This window comes from Devosia psychrophila, assembly GCF_000971275.1.
Lineage (GTDB): Bacteria > Pseudomonadota > Alphaproteobacteria > Rhizobiales > Devosiaceae > Devosia > Devosia psychrophila.
On the sequence record NZ_LAPV01000074.1, the window covers coordinates 1 to 17,122 of the forward strand.

At 60.8% G+C, this 17,122-nt stretch carries 14 protein-coding genes and 1 pseudogene; 6 read left to right on the forward strand and 9 right to left on the reverse strand.

Annotated elements, in window-relative coordinates; all coding sequences use genetic code 11:
• Positions 1–576 (reverse strand): annotated as a pseudogene (locus tag WH91_RS23230) (transposase); the annotation flags it as partial.
• A gap of 85 nt (positions 577–661) precedes the next feature.
• Between WH91_RS23230 and WH91_RS05975 the strand changes: the two are divergent.
• Positions 662–1,144: a DUF6538 domain-containing protein gene (locus tag WH91_RS05975; RefSeq protein ID WP_046170088.1), complete on the forward strand. Its 483-nt coding sequence runs from the start codon at positions 662–664 to the stop codon at positions 1,142–1,144.
• A 570-nt stretch (positions 1,145–1,714) separates the two neighbouring features.
• Here WH91_RS05975 and WH91_RS05980 read toward each other — a convergent pair.
• From WH91_RS05980 to WH91_RS06000, 5 genes are all read right to left on the reverse strand, one after another.
• A complete protein-coding gene (locus WH91_RS05980) occupies positions 1,715–2,560 on the reverse strand; it encodes an ABC transporter ATP-binding protein (protein ID WP_046170089.1) in 846 nt (281 codons plus the stop codon).
• Positions 2,557–3,585 (reverse strand): ABC transporter ATP-binding protein, encoded by a 1,029-nt coding sequence (locus WH91_RS05985; RefSeq protein WP_046170090.1) that lies wholly within the window; start codon positions 3,583–3,585, stop codon positions 2,557–2,559. The genes WH91_RS05980 and WH91_RS05985 overlap by 4 nt, the downstream gene beginning before the upstream one ends.
• Position 3,586: 1 nt before the next feature.
• The gene (locus tag WH91_RS05990) at positions 3,587–4,444 is read right to left on the reverse strand and encodes an ABC transporter permease (protein WP_046170091.1); all 858 of its coding nucleotides are present in this window, start codon (positions 4,442–4,444) and stop codon (positions 3,587–3,589) included.
• 4 nt (positions 4,445–4,448) lie between these two features.
• Complete coding sequence (locus WH91_RS05995) at positions 4,449–5,453, reverse strand: ABC transporter permease (protein ID WP_046170092.1); 1,005 nt, start codon at positions 5,451–5,453, stop codon at positions 4,449–4,451.
• A 75-nt stretch (positions 5,454–5,528) separates the two neighbouring features.
• Positions 5,529–7,427: an ABC transporter substrate-binding protein gene (locus WH91_RS06000; protein WP_046170093.1), complete on the reverse strand. Its 1,899-nt coding sequence runs from the start codon at positions 7,425–7,427 to the stop codon at positions 5,529–5,531.
• Positions 7,428–7,789: 362 nt separating this feature from the next.
• Between WH91_RS06000 and WH91_RS06005 the strand changes: the two genes are divergently transcribed.
• A complete protein-coding gene (locus tag WH91_RS06005) occupies positions 7,790–9,409 on the forward strand; it encodes a GH39 family glycosyl hydrolase (protein WP_046170094.1) in 1,620 nt (539 codons plus the stop codon).
• A gap of 44 nt (positions 9,410–9,453) precedes the next feature.
• Here the strand turns inward: WH91_RS06005 and WH91_RS06010 are convergent, their stop codons facing one another.
• Positions 9,454–10,113, reverse strand: a complete 660-nt coding sequence (locus WH91_RS06010; RefSeq protein WP_046170095.1) for a GntR family transcriptional regulator — start codon at positions 10,111–10,113, stop codon at positions 9,454–9,456.
• 26 nt (positions 10,114–10,139) lie between these two features.
• Positions 10,140–11,171 carry a Gfo/Idh/MocA family protein gene (locus WH91_RS06015; protein WP_046170096.1) on the reverse strand — a complete coding sequence of 344 codons (1,032 nt, stop codon included), beginning with the start codon at positions 11,169–11,171 and terminating at the stop codon, positions 10,140–10,142.
• Positions 11,172–11,364: 193 nt separating this feature from the next.
• Here WH91_RS06015 and WH91_RS06020 point away from each other — a divergent pair, with 193 nt between their 5' ends.
• Genes WH91_RS06020 through WH91_RS06035 form a run of 4 tightly spaced genes read left to right on the forward strand, consistent with a single transcriptional unit; the run spans position 11,365 to position 15,648 of the window.
• Positions 11,365–13,059 (forward strand): IlvD/Edd family dehydratase, encoded by a 1,695-nt coding sequence (locus tag WH91_RS06020; RefSeq protein ID WP_046170097.1) that lies wholly within the window; start codon positions 11,365–11,367, stop codon positions 13,057–13,059.
• A 53-nt stretch (positions 13,060–13,112) separates the two neighbouring features.
• Positions 13,113–13,910 (forward strand): amidohydrolase family protein, encoded by a 798-nt coding sequence (locus WH91_RS06025; RefSeq protein ID WP_244542421.1) that lies wholly within the window; start codon positions 13,113–13,115, stop codon positions 13,908–13,910.
• A 23-nt stretch (positions 13,911–13,933) separates the two neighbouring features.
• Positions 13,934–14,866, forward strand: a complete 933-nt coding sequence (locus tag WH91_RS06030) for a dihydrodipicolinate synthase family protein (protein WP_046170098.1) — start codon at positions 13,934–13,936, stop codon at positions 14,864–14,866.
• On the forward strand, positions 14,863–15,648 hold the full coding sequence (locus tag WH91_RS06035) for an SDR family oxidoreductase (RefSeq protein ID WP_046170099.1): 786 nt from the start codon (positions 14,863–14,865) through the stop codon (positions 15,646–15,648). Before WH91_RS06030 ends, WH91_RS06035 begins: the two co-directional genes overlap by 4 nt.
• Positions 15,649–16,006: 358 nt before the next feature.
• Here the strand turns inward: WH91_RS06035 and WH91_RS06040 are convergent, their stop codons facing one another.
• Positions 16,007–17,065 carry a type III polyketide synthase gene (locus WH91_RS06040; protein ID WP_046170100.1) on the reverse strand — a complete coding sequence of 353 codons (1,059 nt, stop codon included), beginning with the start codon at positions 17,063–17,065 and terminating at the stop codon, positions 16,007–16,009.
• Positions 17,066–17,122: the final 57 nt, after the last annotated feature.

The window sequence follows — 17,122 nt, forward strand, 5'->3', positions numbered from 1 at the left end:
TGCCCATCGCCCGCTTGCGGCCGCCGCGGCGGCGCACGACCAGCTTCTCCTCGCGATAGATGCGGAACAGCCGCTTGTGATTGACCATATGGCCTTCTCGCCGCAGCAGTACGTGCAGGCGCCGATATCCGAAGCGCCGTCGCTCATGAGCAATGGCCTTCATCCGCTCACGCAGCACCGCATCATCGACCCTGATGGTCTGGTAGCGCATCGTCATCCTGCAGCATCCCAGCACCTGGCACGCCCGCCGCTCGCTCATTCCAAACACCGTCTGGAGATGGGCGACAGCATCCCGCTCAACGGCGGGCGTTACCATTTTTTTCCGAGCAGGTCTTTCAACGCCGAGTTGTCCAGCATCGCATCGGCCAGCAGCCGCTTGAGCTTGGCATTCTCATCCTCGAGCGCCCTAAGCTTGCGAGCCTCGCTAACGTCCATGCCGCCATACTTGGCTTTCCATTTGTACACGCTGGCGTTGCTCACACCATGCTTGCGGCACAGATCGGCGACTGGAACACCCGCCTCGTGCTCTTTTAAAATCCCGATGATCTGGTCTTCGGTAAACCTGCTGCGCTTCATCTCTGGTCCTTTCTAGGGGCCAGAGCCTACTTCAAACTGGATTAGAGGCCGGGGGCAACGTCAGTCTCTCCGCCGGACCCTCAAAATGGGAACGCCTCAGTTCCATCGAAACGGCGTCTATTACGCCCGCCTGGCAGTCCCCGCCGACCTCTGGAACGCGCGGGGAAAAAAAGAGATCACGAAATGTCTCGGAACGCGGGATCCCAAAGTCGCCGTCAGCCTCTTCAAGATCAGGGTGGCGGAACTCGAGGAGGAATGGGCGGGACTGAGGGCCGCAGCTTTTTCGCTCGCCGAAGCCCCATCGAGCGATCTGCCCGTGCGCGCCTTAACTCATATGGAAGCTCACGCGCTCGCGGGAGAACTGTATCGCAAAACCATGGCGGCACAGGTGCAGGCCCCAGGAGCGCCCGATGCCTGGCTGATCAAGTTGCGGGTCTTCAGGGCGCGCTCCCCGCCGATGCCCCGGCCATATGTTCGGCCGTCTCCTTCCATTCTCCAAGCACGGAAGCCGGAAGCGAAGCTCGTCGTCATCTATAAGCTTCGCGTGCGTTTTACGACGCTACCCTGACCCCAGAGGCCCGCAGCGAAATACAAAAACGGCATCTGGCTGTGCCATTACGACCATGAGTTTCTGCCTTCGACAATGACAATCATGATCCAAGCTGTCGCCATCTACGACATCGCATTCAACAGTGTGCCTAGGTACAACTTCACCGAGGATTTCGTGTCGTACCTGATCGACAGATGGCCGTGTCGCGATTAGGCGCTGCAACTAGCTCTTACCCATCGACGTAGGTGAACAGGCGGATCGCATTAAGCGCTATGGCAATAACCTGGTGGCGCGCGCCCGAAGCTGCATACTTCGACTTGGCACTGCCCAGGCCTCCTTGCGTGTCGGCTTAGATGGTTGGTCTGGCCAAAAGCGTTCGGGCAGTAGACTACCCCCAAGAGGCGGGTCAGCAGCCGACCCATTTCGGCCGTTCAGGGATAGCCTAGGGGTTCCTAAAAGCCGCCATTGGTTTGCAGGGCGATATGCGTTGTTGGACTGATCGCTGCCGCCAGAACCAAGTCAGGCTAAGGCGATCATCGCGACTAAAGAGCAGACACAGAAAGCTCATGCAGGATGCAGTAGCAATGATCAAATTGCCGCTCTTACGCCGCGCAGGCGAATGGCAGCGGACGCGGCCTTGGGATCGGGTGGTAGCACGGCATTCTTGAGGGCGATCGAATAGGGATGAGTCGGATTATCGAGTACCGCCCGCGCGCCGCCGCTTTCGATAACCACGCCTTTCTGCATGATGATGACGCGGTCAGAGATGTAATAGGCCGTCGCCAGGTCATGGGTGATGTAGATGATCGAGACCTTCAGCTCATCGCGCAGCGAGCGGAACAGGTTGACGATCGACATGCGCAGGGAGGCGTCGACCATCGAAACCGGCTCGTCGGCCACGATCAGTTTGGGTGATGGAATGAGCGCGCGCGCCACTGCGACACGCTGCAATTGTCCACCGGACAGTTCATGGGAAAAACGACCTTTGATCTCGGCCATGGACAGGCCGACGCGCTGCAGTGCTTGATCGGAGAGGGTTTCCTTTTCCTGCAACGTATTGGCGCCAGCAAAGCGGTGAGCCGTGCCGAACAGATAGGCGTCGACACGGGTTAGCGGATTAAAGGCTTCGAACGGGTTCTGGAACACCGGTTGCACCTTGGCCATGAAGGCTTCGCGCTGCGCACGGTTGCGGATATTGGAAATGTCGACGCCATCGAACACCAGCCGGCCCGAATTGGGAATTTCGTTTCCGAGCATCATTTTGGCAATGGTGGATTTACCCGAGCCGCTCTCGCCAACGATGGCAAAGATCTCTGGTTTGTCGCCGTCGAGCGAGAAGCTGACGTCGTTGACCGCCTTGATACTTTTTCGTGAGAACAGCCCCCCAACCGGATAAAGTTTGGTGACATGGTCGAGTTCAAGCAGATTGCTCATTTGACGCTGACCTCCCCGGCCCGGAAACAAGCGACGCGGCCACCAATCGCACTCGGCAACATTTCCGGAACTTCCTTGGAGCAACGATCGACGGCGATCGGGCAGCGCGGATGAAAGCGGCAGCCCGAGGGCGGATTGGCAAGGCTGGGCGGCTTGCCCGCGAGGCTCTTGCGAATGGACAGGTCGCCGATGCGCGGCAGGCTGGCAATGAGATGGGCCGTATAGGGGTGCTGGGGATTGTCGAACATGGCCTGGGTCGGGCCTTCTTCGGCAAGCCGGCCGGCATACATGATGGCGAGGCGATCCGTAATCGCGGCATGCACCGACATGTCATGGGTGACAAACACCACCGACGAACCCAGCCGTCCCTGCACTTCCTTGAGCAGGCCCAGCACATCCTGCTGCACCAGCACATCGAGCGCGGTGGTCGGTTCGTCGGCGATGATGAATTCGGGCTCACACACGGTGGCTAGGGCAATGGTCACGCGCTGACGCATACCGCCGGACAACTGATGCGGAAAGGCTTCTAGCACATTGGGGTCGAGGCCCAGCTTTTGCAGGTGGCTTTGAACGCGTTGGCGAAAAGCTTGCCGGTCCAGCCCCATATGGCGGTAGGCGAAATCGTCGAAGGCGTGCTTGATCCGGCGTACCGGGTTCAGCACGCTCATCGATCCCTGCATGATGTAGCTGAGGTTCTGCCAGCGCGCTGTCTTCATTTTCTCCGGCTCGGCATAGACGTCGATCTTGGTGTTGCCGAAGGTGAAGTTGACGCTGCCATCGACGACGCGCATAGGGGGCCTGATAGCGCCGGCCAGGGTCTTGATCAGCGAGGTCTTGCCCGATGAGCTTTCCCCGGCAATGCCATAGACCTCGTTGCGGCGCACCGTCAGGCTAATACCGTCGACTGCTCGCACTTCGCGGCGCACGCCGAACAGGTCGTTGACGTAATAGGCTTTGAGATCCTTGATGGTCAGCACATCGGCGGACTGGACTATGGCTGGTTTGACTTCGAGAACCTTTGTCATCTCACGCTCCCATGCGCGCGAGACGACTGCGCGGGTCGATATATTCGTTGACGGACATGGCCAACAGGAACAGGCCGATGAACAGCATGACAACCGCCACCATCGGCACCGCTATCCACCACCAGATGCCTGCGACCATGGCTGAGTGAGCGTTGGCCCAGTAGATCATGCCGCCAATGGTCGGCCGGTTGATGTCGCTAAAACCAAGGATAGACAGCGTGACCTCAAGGCCGATGGCCCAGATCAGGTTGTTCATGGTGGTGAAAAACACTATGGGCATCACATAGGGCAGATGCTCGCGCAGCAAGATCTGCCCCGTGCGCATTCCGGAAAACGCAGCATGGCGGGTAAACTCACGGGTGCGCAACGACATTGCCACCGATCGGATCAGGCGGCTGTCATGGGTCCAGCCGAGCAGCGCCGCGGTCAGCGCCAGTACGGGCCAGGTCATCTGGTCTCGCAGCACGAACACCAGCAGCAGCAGGATCGGGATGTTAGGCAGCGCGCCAAGCGTATCGTTGAACGCCATGATGATCTGGTCGGTCTTGCCCCCGACATAGCCCGAAATCAGGCCGACCGCGATGGCGATGACGCGGCTGATCAAGGCGACCACGATACCGAACATCAGCGTGTTGCGCATCGATGCTGCCAATTGCCAGAACATGTCCTGGCCCCGGCTATTGGTGCCCAGCCAGTATTCGGGCCCGGGGGGCATGTCGGGAATGACCGCATAGGTCATCATCTCGTCGTAAGGCGCAAAGAACGAGGCGATGACAACGCCGAGGATGATGCTGACCAGCAATGTGCCACACAGGAACTCGCGGTTGTAACGCAGCAGGTCACGAAGAACTTTGAACATGGTGCTATCCCAGCTTCACGCGTGGATCGATCAGCGGATAGGTGATGTCGATCAGGAACACGGCGACGGCCACGGCGATCACGGAAAATGTCGTGACGCCAAGCACGAGGCTATAATCGCCAGCATAGATACCCGCGACCATCAGCTTGCCAATACCGGGATAGTTGAAGATGAACTCGACGATCACTGCCCCGCCGAACACGTTGCCAAGGCTTAGCGCGAGGCCGGTTACCTGCGGCAGCATGGCGTTGCGCGCGACATATTGCGAAAATACCGTGCGCGACGAAACGCCGCCGAGTTCCGCATAAACCACATGGTCGTCGGTCACTATGTTTGAGACCAGGGAGCGCATCGAGATGAACCAGCCGCCAATACCGACCAGCACCAAGGTCAGTGCTGGCAGCGTGCCGTACTGGATCACCGAGGTGATGTAGGCCCAGGTGAAACCTGGCTCGAGGTTGAGCTGGGCGCCGCCGCTGATCGGCAGGATCGGCCACAGGAAGCCAAAGACAATCAGCAGCGTCAGGCCGGAAATATAGGTGGGGATCGGCTGCAGGGCCATCACGAACAGGCCGACGACCTTCATGACACGGCTGTCGCGGAAATAGCCGGCGATGGCGCCCAACGTATTGCCGACCACCCAGGCAATGATGGTGGCGAGGGTCAGCAGGCCGATGGTCCAGGGCAAGGCGCGGCTGATGATGGTCATCACCGGCGTCGGGAAGGCCGAGAGCGATGGCCCGAAATCGCCTCGCACGACGCGGCTCCAGAACAGGAAATACTGCTCGATCAGCGAGCCGTCAGTGCCATAGAGCTCGCGCAGCGACTGGCGCAGGATTTCCACCGAACGCGGATCTGTGGCGCCAAAGCTGGTGACCAGCGACAGTGTCTGCTCGACCGGGTCTACAGGCGAGAAATGAGCGATCAGGAAAGCCAGCGTCACTCCGGTAACAACGACGAACACGAACTGGCCGAAACGTTTGGCGACGTAAATGAGAAAGCCGTTCATGGGCGTTCCGATCTAGGATGACGAAGACGGAAAAATCGGTCGGACCGGCTGGTGACCCAGCCGGTCCGGGCTTACTTAGGGCTTAGGAGCGTTTGGATTGGCTTCGAGCGCCACGATCATGTAGCGAACGTTGCTCCAGTTGGGACCTGAGGCCGCATAAGGGTTTTCGGCGCTCGGATAGCCAGTCCAGTAGGTCGTGTCCAAGGGCGCGAACTTATTGTAGGCCATCAGTGGGATCATCGGCATCTCCTCGACGACGAGCTTGAGATAGTCGATGCCGAGCGCCACGACTTCTGGCGAGTCGAAGTCCAGAGTGCGGTTGCGATCAATCAGCGCATCGAGGCGCGGATCCTGCCAACGCTGCAGGTTACGTGGCGGCTGAATTTCGCCAGTCGGCTTGATGAAGTCCGAACGATAGCTGTCGAGGAAGAAGCTCAGGTCGGGATGACCGCCCCAGGTCTCCACTGTCCAGTAGATGGCAGTTTCGAAGTCGCCCGTGCCGAGGCGCTGACCGTTGGTGGGACCCGCCACATCGACCGTAGCCTTGATGCCGTTCTGGCTCCACTGCTGAGCGATTGCCGTGCCGGCGCGCGCCAGCGTTGGGATAGCGTCGCCTTCGACCATGACGCGGATCTCGAACGGCGTGCCGTCTGGCTTCATCCACTGGTTGCCGTTTTTAGTGAAACCGGCTTTTTGCAGCAGTTCGGTCGCTGCCTGCACGTCCTGCTTCCACCAGCCGAAGCCAAAGGATCGTTGCAGCGCTGCTTCATCGGTCGGGATCTGGTCTGGCCACTGGTTGCGCACCATGCCCGCGAGCTGGGTAGCAATGGTCGGATCATAGGGCTTGATCGTCCGCGTGCCGGTGTTGAGCTCGAAGTTGGTCAGCCAATCCTGCATCGGCACGAAGTAGTTTTCGGGAGCCGAACCGGTGGGTGGCACGCCAAGAGCCGAAAGGTTAGCGGCGCCGCGATAGGAACCTAGCGCAACCGCCCGGATATCGATCAACAGCGCCAAAGCCCAGCGCACATCCTTGTTGTCGAACGGCGCCTTCTGCAGGTTGAAAAGCACCGAAGGCAGGGTCGGATCGGGATGAGCGAAGGGGAAATGGGGCAGCCAGGCCGCGGTCTCGGGCGCGTCCTTCATGATGGCAAACATTCCCTCGGGGGCAATGTCGTTGATCACGTCGAGGTTGTGGTTGCGCTGGGCGATGACGCGCGCTTCCGGATTACCCGAGGCGGCATAGACCACGTATTTCACGTCAGGCGCTTTGTCTTGCAGCATGCCGATCGTGGTGCGCTGCCAGTCGTCACGCAGCTTCCAGATCGCCCAGTTGCCGCCCTTGTCATAGCTGTTGAGTACATAGGCCGATAGCGACACTGGCGGATTGTTGTTGAAGGCCAGCGGATCTTCGACCTTTTCGAAGATATGCTTGGGCATGATCCACGCAGCGTTCCAGCGCACGGTAAACAGGGTGTGGAAACGCGAATTCGGTGCCTTGAGCGTGAAGATCACGGTGTTTCGGTCAGGGCTTTCGATGCTCGCGACATTCAGCGAAAATGCCGCGCTCCAGCCCATGCCGGGATGATCTATCTGGGTCTGGACGGTATAGACCAGATCATCGGCGGTGAATTCAACGCCATCGCTCCAGTATACGCCCTCGCGCAGCTTCACCGTCATGGTGGTGAAATCTTCGTTGTAGATCGGCGGCTCGGTGGCCAGCGCATTGGTCCAAGCGTCGTCGCCGCCTTCGGGATTGATCCACCACAGCGTATCGGTGGTCAGCTGCTGCTGGCCATTGACGCTGGCACCGCCGCCGGGCGCCCACACGTTGAACCAGTCGGCATTCTGAGCCGTCGGTCCCTGGATGATCAAAGCCTCGTTGCGGGGAATGCCCGCGATGAAATCCTGGCCGACAGCCGGCAGCGCCAGTAGTGACGCGACGGCCGCCAGGGCAATCTTCTTAAAGAGCCTCATGCGTTCCTCCTCGGAGCTCGCCACGCGAGCTTTCCTGCTTGACGGGCGAACAGCCCCTCCAGACCGATCTTGCCCGCGCCGCGCTTCCTCAAGCGCACTCGACTCCCCGCAGGCAGCGGGTCCACGCAGCTTTATCGACAATTTATGTTCAGGCAGCAACCCAAAATATCGATAATCCCGCATTATGCGCGGATAATTCGACTTTCCGACTCTTGGCTGCGGCATTATTATTGACAAAAAGGTGTTTTTGCTTAGCTTCCATGCGGCGTCGCGCGGCATAATGCAGCTGCGCAGCACGCTCCGCATCATCATGGCCCGGTCTTCTGGAGGAGGCTCGGCAGGATCTCGCCAGAGGAAGCCCAATGACTGCCCCTATGACCGCTGCCCCGTTCAAAGTTTCGACCACGGTTCACGCTGACAAGCCGACCGAGCCCTATCATCCGCTGTGGAACTGGTTTGGCTATGACGAACCGAACTACACCTATTCCCCGCATGGCAAGAAACTGCTCAAGGAACTGACCGAGCTCAGCGGCACCCCGCCCCATATCCGCACCCATAACCTGCTCACCAGCGGCGACGGGGTGGCGGCTCTGAAGTGGGGTTCCACCAATGCCTATACCGAAGATGCGGATGGCAATCCCGTCTATGACTGGACCATCATGGACAAGATTTTCGACGCCTATAAAGAGGCTGGGAATAAGCCGATGGTGCAGATTGGCTTCACTCCAGAAGCGCTGTCTGATTTCGAGGGCGACTACAAGCATCACTGGGAGCCGGCCGACAAATATGCCACCATCGTTACCGGCTGGGCATCCCCACCCAACGATCTGAAGAAGTGGGGAGACCTGATCTACGCCTGGGCGCGCCATCTTGCTGAGCGCTACGGGGAAGACGAAGTCTCAAGCTGGCCGTTCGAGGTCTGGAACGAGCCTGACGGGCACTACTGGCTCGGCACCATTCCCGAATTCTGCGACATGTACGATGTCAGCGCCAAGGCAGTCAAACGCGCGCTTCCCAAGGCCCGCGTTGGCGGCCCGCACACCTGCGGCGCCTTTTCCAATCCTAAGGCGCAGAAATTCCTCCGCGATTTTCTGCAGTACGTGGTCGACCACAACTCGCCGCTCGATTTCATCGCCTTCCATGCCAAGGGCAATCCGGTGATCTGGAAGGATCACGTGCGGATGGGCGTGCACAAGCAGTTGCGCGATATCGAGGCCAATCTAGACATCATCAACGAATTCCCGACGCTGAAGCATTTGCCAGTCGTCATCGGCGAGAGCGATCCGGAAGGCTGCGCCGCCTGCTCGGCTCGCGTGCATCCGCAGAACGGCTACCGCAACGGCCCGCTGTATGGCGTCTATGTGGTCGAGAGCATGCTGCGCACCTATGAGCTGGCCAAGCTCAAGAACATCCATATCGAAGGCGCCGTTACCTGGGCATTCCTGTTCGATGACCAGGCTTGGTATGACGGTTTCCGCGATCTCGCCACCAATGGCGTCGACAAGGCCGTGCTCAACGGCTTCCGCATGCTCGGCAAGCTGGGCGGCGACTGGCTGGCTAGCGAAAGCACCCACCGCCGTGACATCAACGACGTCATGGAACATGGCGTGCGGGGCGACCCCGACGTCAACGTGGTAGCAACGCGCGACGACAAGGGCATCAGCGTCCTGGTCTGGCACTACCATGACGATGACGAGGCGGGCCCCGACGCCGAAGTGACCATTTCCATCGACGGTTGGGGCGACAAGAAGGCTTCACTCAAGCACTTCCGCATGGACGAGACCCACTCCAACTCGTTTGGCATGTGGAAGGCCATGGGCAAGCCCGAGAATCCGCAGGGCGCCGATTATGCGAAGCTGGAAGCCTCGGGGCAGCTTGCCCAGATCGAGGATGTCGCCGGCGTCGCCGTCAACGCCGGCACAATCGAACTCCGGACCACGCTGCCAAGGCAAGGCGTCTCCCTCCTGCGCCTCGACTGGTAGGTTCGGCAGAGGAGCGCGCCGGCCTCTCTGGCGCGCTCCATCTTTTAGGTAACGCGGTTCAAATAGCGCGCCTTGCTGGGCTGCAGATGATCCACGCAAAGCTGCGCTAGCACCCAGTTGTCACGGCCCTTGAGCATCTCGATCATCAGGCGGTGATGCTCATGGGCGATGCGCAGGCCATCCTTGTTGGCCATGGAATTGGCGCGCACCGGCAGGCTGAGCCGCATATAGAGCTCGATGGACTGCACCAGATGATCATTGCCGCAGGCGCCGAACAGCGTCAGGTGGAACCGGTCATTGGCTTCGTGCACGCCGCGCAGGAAGCCGGCTTCGATATGCTGGCCATGCTCGGCATGGATAGCATTGAGTTCCTCGATCAGGCCGTCCGGCGCCGGCAGCGGAATCCATAGCGCCGCCTGGCGCTGAAGCAGTTCGCGCACGGCGTAGATTTCCTGCACCTGCCGGGGGGTCAACGAGCGGACGGTGGCGCCGCGGTTGCGCTCGCGCACCACGATGCCCATGGCCTCGAGCTCTACCAGCGCCTGCCGCGCGAAATGGCGCGTCACCGCAAAGCGGGCCAGCAGCGTATCCTCGGTGAGCCGGGTTCCGGGCGCCAGCCGGCCAAAGATAATGTCCTCCTCAAGCGCCCGCGCGATGGAGAGCTCGTCATGTTCGCCGGTTTGCGTATCGTTGGCAGGCTTCACTTTTGGCTCCTGGCTATCGCTCAGTTCTAGCGCGGTTTTGCTGCCGGGTCGAACGCTGCCAGTCGATAGATTTCCTCGACCAGCCGCAGCGTCTCCAGATTATCTCGTGGCGAAGTCTCGAAGGGTGAACCGCTATCCAGCCCATCGACGAAATGGGCAGTCGCCGCATCATAGGAGCCCTGATAAGTCGCGTCGGGATCGAAGCTTTCGTCACGCGAAGCAATTCCGGCGGCGCTCAGTCGATTGCCTTCCAGTTCGAGCGTTGCCGCCGTGCCGATGATGCGCAACTGGTCACGCGGCGCGGGCGGCGCGCCATGTACGGCCAGATTGCCGGTCACCTGCACCAGCGCGCCATCGGCCCGGCGGCGCAGCGTGATGGCGGCGACGTCTTCGGCAATGATGTCGTCATTGCTGCGCTCCAGCCGCGCCGCCACCACGTCCATTTCACCGATCAGAAAGCGCAGGCTGTCGAGCTGGTGGATCAACACCTCCATCACCAGCAGCCGCTGCTGCCGAGCAAAGAAAGGCTGGCGCACGAGGGCCGGACGGAGCCCTTCGGTGTCGCGGAGCATGCCGCTGGAAAGGAAATCCAGTCGCACCTGTCGGATTTCACCTGCCATACCTTGGTCGAGCCATGCCTTGAGGCGCCGGTACCAGGCCCTGAAGCGCCAGTTTTCATGCACCATGACGCGCGGTGAAGCGGGCAGATTGTCGACCAGCGCCTCCGCCTCGGCGAGATTCACCGCCAACGGTTTCTGGCAGAGGATGTCGATGCCACGCGAAGCCGCCAGTCGCACCAGTGCGGCGTGGTGCTCGCGCGGGGCGCAGATATCGACAATGTCGAGCGCCGCAGCATCGAACATTGCTTCGGCGCTCGCATAGCTATCCGCGATGCCAAATGCAGCCGCACGTGTTTTTGCGACGTCGAGGTTGGGGTCGGCAATGCCAACCAGTTCGACGCGGCCTCCCAGGCGCTGCCACGCCGGCAGGTGATAGCCGGTGACCCAGCCTGCACCGACAAGGCCGACGCGCCGCTTGTTTTTCCTATCCGACAGCATCGACCGCTTCTCCCCTAACGGAATTTATCAATAATCTACCTGACTAGCCTGCGCAGCCACAACACATATCGGCGCATAAACAGCCATATTTTGGATTCTGCTCACGCTTATTTATTGACAATACGCGCTTTACGGCTAGTTTCAAATGAAAGCGGCGACGGCTTACGCGCGCCCGATGCGAGAGGATTGTATTGTGTCCAACGGGCTGCGCCGCAAGCTGACCAGCTATGGCGACCAGGGGTTTTCCCTGTTCCTGCGCAAAGCATTCATCAAGGCCATGGGCTATTCCGACGACGCGCTGGATCGTCCGATCGTTGGCATTGCCAATACCTATTCCGATTACAATCCCTGCCACGGCAACGTCCCGCAGCTGATCGAAGCGGTCAAACGCGGCGTCATGCTGAATGGCGCGCTGCCCATGGTGTTCCCGACCATCTCGATCCATGAGAGCTTCGCCTCCCCCACCTCGATGTACCTACGCAACCTGATGGCGATGGAAACCGAAGAAATGATCCGGGCCCAGCCGATGGACAGCGTGGTGCTGATCGGCGGTTGCGACAAGACCTTACCGGCCCAGATCATGGCGGCCGCATCGAGCGAAATTCCAGCGATCTTCCTGCCCACCGGGCCTATGGCCACCGGCCATCACAAGGGCGAGCGGCTTGGTGCCTGCACCGATTGCCGCCGGATGTGGGGACGCTTTCGCGCCGGTGAAATCGACGAGGCCGAGATCACCGAGGTCAATAATAAACTGGTGGCCTCGATCGGCACCTGTACCGTCATGGGTACGGCCAGCACCATGGCTAACCTAACCGAGGTCATGGGGCTGTGCCTACCCAAGGGCGGCTCGGCTCCCGCCACCGATTCCGAGCGTGTGCGCCTCGCAGAAGCCACTGGCGCGCAGGCCGCGAAACTCGCGCGAGACGGTGGCCTGACCGTGCGCGAACTGCTGACGCCCGCCGTCATTCGCAATGCCATGGTGGCGCTGCAGGCGATGGGGGGCTCGACCAATGCCGTCGTGCACCTTGCGGCGATCTGCGGGCGGCTCGGCTTCAAGCTCGACATGGACCTGCTCGACCAAGTGGGTCAGCGTGTGCCGCTGCTGGTCGACCTGCAGCCATCGGGCCAGCATTACATGGCCGAATTCCACAATGCCGGCGGCGTGCCTGCCCTGCTCAAGGAAGTGCGCAGCGAGCTCGATACTGGGGCGTTGACGGTCTACGGTGGCACCATTGGTACCGTTATCGACGCCGTCGTTGACGAACCAGGCCAGACCATCATCCGCACCATGGTGGCACCGCTGAAGCCGATCGGTACACTGGCTGTCCTCAAGGGCAATCTCACGCCGCGCGGCGCCGTAATCAAGCAGTCGGCCGCCTCGAAGGAGCTGATGCAGCATACCGGCCGGGCCGTGGTGTTCGACAGCGTCGAAGATCTGAGCAACCGCATCGACAGCGATGACCTCGACGTTACCGCCCAGGACGTGCTGGTGTTGCGCAATGCCGGCCCCAAGGGTGCGCCGGGCATGCCCGAGGCGGGCTACCTGCCGATACCGCGCAAGCTGGCACGACAGGGGGTAAAGGACATGGTGCGCATTTCCGACGCCCGGATGAGCGGCACCGCCTTCGGCACGGTCATCCTGCACATTTCTCCGGAAGCTGCAGATAACGGCCCGCTTGCTATTGTCCGCACGGGCGATACGATAACGCTTGATGTCAAAGCACGCCGCATCGACCTCAATATCGACCCCGCTGAATTCGATCGCCGGATGGCCGCGCTTCCACCCGTTCCCGAGGGGCCACCGCGCGGCTATGCCAGCCTATACCACAGGCACGTAATGCAGGCCGACGAAGGCGCCGATTTCGATTTCCTTCAGGTTGCACCGTGATCGAGAGTGAGGCTCCGCTCTGCCTGCCGCCGCGGCCCATGTCCGGATTGGTGGTGAAATTACCAAACGGTACGGCGGATAGCCATTTTCACGTCTTCAACGCTGACGCGCCGCTCGTCACACCGCGCAGCTATACGCCACGCATCATGACGCTGGATGACTGGCGAACCTATGCAGACCTCGCCGGTATCGAGCGCGGCGTGCTGGTGCAGCCCAGCGTCTACGGGCTAGACAACCGCGTGCTGCTGACGGCGCTGACTGGCGATGCGGACCGGCTGCGTGGCGTCGTCGTCATTCCGCCGGACACCAGCACCACTGAATTGCAGCGCCTTGATCGACTTGGCGTGCGTGCCGTGCGCATCAACCTGCGCAACAAGGCCGGTATCGGTCTCGACGCGCTGCAGGACCTGGCACCGCGTATCCGGCCGCTTGGCTGGCACGTGCAATTCCAGGTCGGCCCCGAGGCCATCGCGGCTGTCGCCGAACTGGCGCAGAAGCATGACATCAACGGCGTAATCGATCATCTCGCCTTCATGCCGCTCGATCCAGTCGGCCCGGCACTCGACGATATGCTGCGGGCCCTCGACGGCGGGCGCATCCACGTCAAGATCTCGGCACCCTACCGCATGCGCGACACCGCCAATAGCGACGGCTATCGCGTAGCGGTCGCCGCGCTCGCCGCCAGCCATGCCCACCGGCTGCTATGGGCGAGCGATTGGCCACATACCGAACTGTTCGACAGTATGGTGGACGATGTTTCGCTACTTGCGTTGAGCCTTGAGGCCGTGCCCGCTTCCGCGCATGACCTCGTATTCCTACGAAACGCCGTTCCCCTTTACTGGTCGCACTGACCGCTTTTACCGGAGATCCCTGGATGCCATTGCTCACCGAGGACGCCAAGGGCGTCTACATCATCGCCGTCACCCCCTTCACCGATGATGGCGCGGTCGACTGGAACGGCGTTGATCGCATGGTGGACTTCTACGAGGAAAAGGGCGTTACCGGCCTGACCATTCTCGGCCTGCTGGGCGAAGCGCCAAAACTTACGTCCGAGGAATCGCGCAGCATTGCAAAGCGGGTCATCGACCGCGTCGCCGGTCGCCTGCCCGTGGTTGTCGGCGTCACCGCGCCGGGCCTTGCCCCGATGCGCGAACTGGCAGAGTCGGTGATGGACATGGGCGCATCCGGTGTCATGGTCGCGCCGCCCTGGACCACCAAGACCGACGATCAGGCCTATGCATTCTACGCCTCTGTCGGCGACGCGCTGGGCAAGACGCCGTGGGTACTGCAGGACTATCCGCTGACCACCAATGTCACCATCGCTCCCAAGGTCATCGAACGCATCGTGCGCGACGTGCCCACCTGCGTCATGCTCAAGCATGAGGACTGGCCCGGGCTAAGCAAGATCGGCGCACTGCGGGCGTCCAGCGACAAGGGCGAAGTGCGGCGCATCTCTATCCTCTGCGGCAATGGCGGCCTCTTCCTGCCCGAGGAAATGGCGCGCGGTGCCGATGGCGCCATGACCGGCTTCTGCTATCCGGAAATGATGGTGGGAGTAGTGGAAAATTATGCCAAGGGCGACGTACAGCGCGCCCACGACATTTTCGACGCCTACCTGCCACTGGCCCGCTACGAGCAGCAGCAGGGCATCGGGCTCGCATCGCGCAAATACGTGCTGGCCAAGCGCGGCGTCATTTCATCCGCCGCGTTACGCAAGCCCGGCGGGGCCCTGTCCAATGCTGATATTGCGGATGTCGAGCGCTTGCTGGCCCGCCAGACAAAGCGCCTGCAGGAGATCGGCGCATGAATCTGGGGATCGAAGGCAAGCGGGCAATCGTCCTTGGCGCCAGTAAGGGGCTGGGCGCCGCAATCGCCGTGGCATTGGCCAATGAAGGCGTTCACGTCATCGGTGGAGCGCGATCAACCGATGCCATCGGTGCCCTCAATGTAAAGCTGGAGGCTGGAGCCACCGGCACCATCACGGCTGTCCGTCTGGACTTGGCCGACCCAGCATCGGTCACGGCTTTCATTGCTGAGGTCCAATCTGCTGGCGGCGCCGACATCGTGATCAACAATTCCGGCGGCCCGACGGCCGGCGAGGCGGGCAGTATCGCAGCATCGGAGTTCTCCAAGACATTCGACACTATGGTGACGCCGCTGATCGCCATCTCCCAGGCTGTCCTGCCCGGGATGCAGGCCCAACAGTGGGGTCGTATCGTTACGCTGACCTCGTCAGGCGTTGAATCCCCAATCCCGCGCCTTGCCCTGTCGAATGCCCTGCGCCAAAGTCTCGTCGGATGGAGCAAGACGCTCGCCAGCGAAGTGGCGGCCAGCAATATCACGGTCAATGTCGTGGTGCAGGGACGGATTCATACCGACCGCGTCGACGAACTCGACGCCGCGGCAGCCGAGCGCCTGAACAAGAGCGTCGATGAGGTGCGCGCGCAGTCGCTCTCGACCATTCCCGCAGGACGCTACGGACGGCCGGAAGAGCTTGCTGACGTGGTGGCGTTCTTGGTCAGCGACAGATCGTCCTACATCACGGGCAGCCTGATCCGCGTCGATGGGGGCATGATCAAGAGCATCTGAGAGGACCGCCAGCAGTCACCGGAAAAGCTTGGAAACGTACGGTGTTAACGATCGGGCATCTTGACACATCAATCGCGATCCTAACGGCCAAGTTCTTTTCAAAATTGGCGGAGTTGCCGGGCAGCTTGCGACCTCCAAATCGGTCATCTAAGCTTCACTCTGCGTTGCCCAAAAGCTGCCGCTTATGATCACCTAACGCTCTCGCTTCGTGCCTTTATCCGACTAAGTCCGCGTTGTTCTACCGAGATGCGCAGGGCCAGCAAGGCGGCCGTGTTGCGGCGTGCCAGCACCAATTCGCTGAGCCTTTGCAGGACGACGAAGGCAATAAACGATACTGCTGGCACAGACAGCGCACCCATCAGGCCGCAAACCGGATCGGCAGGAGCGAGGCGGTAAAGCCGGGTCCCAATGCTGCCAGCATCATCTGGCCGTGGGGTGCATCGGCAAGAAGGCGCTCCAGAACAAACATCACGGTCGGCGCTGACATATTGCCGTAATCCCGCAAGATACCACGCTCGTGGTCGAGGACGTCCTGGCCCAGATGCAAAGCGCCCTCGATGGCGTCCACCACCTTTGCGCCGCCAGGGTGGCAGATAATCCGGGCCAAATCCGCTTGAGCCAAGCCCATGCGCTCCATCCCGCTTTCGACGGCCGCGGCAAAGTGCTGCTTGACGAATTCCGGGATTGACCGATCGAAGACCACGCCAAACCCGGCCTCGTCGACGTCCCAGCCCATGATGGCCAGCGTATCGGGCCAGGTATGTTCCTCACCATGGCCAAACTGGCCCAGACTGTTGCCTTCGGTCGAGATACAGGCCGCCGCGGCGCCGTCCCCAAACAGCACGGTCGCTATGATGTCGGCCTTTTGCAAGCGATCCTCACGAAACGACAATGTGCAGGCTTCGACGCAAACGAACAGGACCTTGCTTCCTGGAGACGCGCTTGCCAAACGCGCAGCAATCGACAAGCCGGAAACACCTCCCGCACAGCCAAGCCCGAACACCGGTACCCGATGCACATCAGACCTGAACGGCATTGTCACCATGGCGCGAGCATCGAGCGTCGGCGTGGCGATCCCCGTGGACGTCACCGTCACGATGCAGTCCACCTCATCGGCTGTCCAGCCAGCGGCCGTCAGTGCATTTTGCGCTGCGCCGATAAACATTTCCGGCGCGCCTTGCAAATACGCCAGCGTTCGACTCGGCCAGTCTTGAGGCTGTTCGAACCATTCAAAGGGCACCGCCGAATAGCGTCTGTCGATCACGGCGTTTTCGAAGGATTTGGTCAACCGCTCGAATTCGGGATAGCGCTCGCCCAACACACGTTTCGCAACAATTTTCACCATTTCCTGCGGCAGTTCGTAAGGCGGCACATGGGTAGAAAGCGCAATCAGGTGGGCCATAGGCAGATGCATCATGGACGTCATAGGTAACCTTCGACTAGCCGGTGCTTTCCCGGTCAGGGATTATTCTCG